The following is a 2,762-nucleotide window of genomic DNA, read 5'->3' as shown; positions in this document are numbered from 1 at the left end:
CGCTGAACGACGCCGGGCCGCTCGTCGCGCCCGGCGGGACGATGCCCGCGCCGAGGCCGCGCGCGCGGTCCACGACGAGGTCGTTCGCGACCACTTCTCCGCCGCGCCCGTCCGAGAAGAGGAACTGCGGCCCGCCGGTCGCCGGCACGTTCTCGGCGAAGAAGTGGAACGCGCCGCCGACCTTCAGCCCGGCCTGCAGGTCGCCGGTCACGCGCAGGCTCGAGCCGTCGAGCTGCAGCGGCGCGGCGGTCGCCGCGGGGAAGGGGAAGTCGGCCGCGACGTCGCCGTTCGACGCGTTCACCCACTCGACGCGCGCCGTCGCGCCGTCGTCGGGCTGGTTGATCAGTTCGAGCGAGTACTCGCCCGCCGGCACGGCCAACGCGAAGCGGCCGGTGCAGGAATCGGCGATCGTGCCGCCGGCCGTCTCGTCGTCGGAGCGACGGTGCGCCAGAACCTTCGTCGGCCGCGCGTTTCCGTCCATGCGCGTCGTCTGGCCGGCGACGAGGTATCCCGCGGCCATCCGGAGATAGGGAAGCTGCGTGTCCCCGCCTACCGTGATCGTCGTCGAGTCCGGCGCGAGGTAGCGGCTGCCGATCGGCGGCTCGTAGCTGATCGTCCACGTGCCCGCGCCGAGCGGCAGCGAGTAGGTGTAGTCGTTCCACGGCACGACCGCGGAAACGCTCTGGCCGGCGCCCTCGGCGGTGACGACTGTGCCGGAGGTCGTCCGCCCGTCGTCGGTCTCGATGGTGCCCGTGACGTTGTAGGCCGCGGCGAGCTGCTGCGTCAGGCCCGTGGCGCAGGAGACCGGGCCGACCCCCGCGGGGGCGAGCGCGGCCCCTTGCGGCGCGAGGTACTGCACGAAGTAGCTCGCGTTCCGCGGCATCCCCGCCGACCACTGGCCGTTGGCGTCCGTCGTCGTCGCCCAGCGCGGGGCGTTCCCCGTCGCGTCGATGACGACGACGGTCGCGTTCGGCAGCGCCGCGCCGGCGGCGTCGCGGACGATCCCGCCGATCGTGCAGACCGGCGCGTAGGCCGGGGCGGTCGTCGCGAAGCAGGCCGGGGCGGAGACGCTCCCGGTCTGGCCGTCGATGATCGCGATCTGGTGCGCCCCCGCGGCGAGCCCCGGAGGCAGGGCGACGGCGACGCGGCCTTGATCGAGCCGCGAGACCGTCACCGCGCCGGCGTACCTCGTTCCGTCGATCGTCGCGTCGGCCGCCGAGTAGAGCCCCTGCACCCGCAGCAACAGTTGGCCGCCCGCCTTGGCCGCGCTCTCCTCGACGCCGACGATCGTCGGATTGAGGATCTGCGGGCCGAGGACGAAGCGGACGCCTTCGACGTTCGCGCCGGAGACGGTCACGGTGCGGTCGAACGACTGCTCGGTGAGCCAAGCGTAGTTCGTCGAGCGGTTGGACGTGCCCGGCTGCAGCGTCCATGCGCCGTCCACGACGGGCAGGGTGTAGCCGCCGTCGCAGCCGACCTTGGCGCGCGAGAGATACCAGCCGTCGGACGAGGCGCCGGTCGTCGCCTCGATGCACACGTCGGCGACGACGGCGCCTTGGACGTCGGCGACGCCGCCGGCGATGGAGCGCGTCGGGGCGAGCAGCGCGAGCGGCGCGTTGTACGAGCCGCCCGGCGCGGCGGCGATGGTGCGGACCTCGACGACCTTGTCGAAGACCGGCTCGACCGGCGCGATCTGATAGTCGAGGGTGGTCTGGCTGACGCCGCAGGACGCCGGAACGTAGATCGGGGCGACGTAGCTTCCGTCCGACTTCGTGCGCACGATCGTCGAATAGACCGTCCCGCTGCAGTAGGCGCTGGCCGCCTTCAGCGCCAAGCCGGCGCCGGCCGAGGCGCCCTCGTTCGTCGCGGCGCCGGACGCAGTCGCGTTCGGCGTCTCGGCGGCGAGGTCTACGCCGGAGATAGCGGCGCTCGCCACGGTCACGCTCGCCTTGACGCCGATGCCGACGGCGCCGTGCAGGGCGAGATGTTCGTCGCTGCCGGTGTAGACGCGCCACTTCGCGGCGACGAGCGGCAGCGTGTAGGCCCCGCCGATGTTGGTGAAGGCGATCGCCGTCGTCGGCTTCCCCGCGACGGAGCCGTACGCCGTCACCAGCGCGCCGGGGATCGGCGTCGTCGTGCCGCGGAAGTAGACGTGCCCGGAGACGTTGACGCTTCCGGCCGTGACCGTCGTCGTCTGGCCGGAGTAGGCGTCGCCGCCGCGGAAGGTAAGCAGCGGCTGGCCGGCCTGGGCCGTGAGGTAGCCCGGCTTGTACGCGAGGAGCATCTGCCGGCCGCAGGAATCGAACGACGCGGGGACCTGCAGCGTGAAGTTGCCCGAGGCGTCGGCGATCGTCGAGGGGGACGTGCCGGCGCAGTTCCCGTTGATCCCGAGGAGCGTGACGATCGCGCCGGGAACCGTTCCGCCGCCCGACGCCGCGACCTGCCCCTGGACGCTCTGCGCCTCGGCCGCGGCGACGATCGTCAGCGCCGCGTCGGCGAAGGTCCCGTTCCCCTCGTCGGTCGCGCGCACGACGTAGCGGCCGGCGGTGTAGGGGAAGTTGTACGGCGTGAACGAGCGCAGCCGCGCGCTCACCGCGCCGACGGCGCCGTTCGCGTCCACGGGGACGTTCGGCCCCGCCGCGCCGTTGTCGGCCACGACGACGGAGAAGACGGGATAGTCCGCCGCGTCGAGGACGCCGTTGCGGTTGACGTCCACGTAGACGGCGAGATCGACCTTCGTTCCGACGAGCCCGCCGACGTTC

The 2,762-nt window shown here is 73.0% G+C and carries 1 protein-coding gene; it reads right to left on the bottom strand.

Annotated features, from left to right (window positions below; genetic code table 11):
• Nucleotides 1–2,762 (bottom strand): carboxypeptidase-like regulatory domain-containing protein (locus LLG88_01040; GenBank protein MCE5245495.1); only part of this gene is annotated, 2,762 nt, incomplete at both ends.

This window comes from bacterium (assembly GCA_021372775.1).
Lineage (GTDB): Bacteria > Acidobacteriota > Polarisedimenticolia > J045 > J045 > JAJFTU01.
The sequence above is the reverse complement of the archived record's forward strand: the minus strand, read 5'-3'. Positions and strand labels throughout refer to the sequence as shown.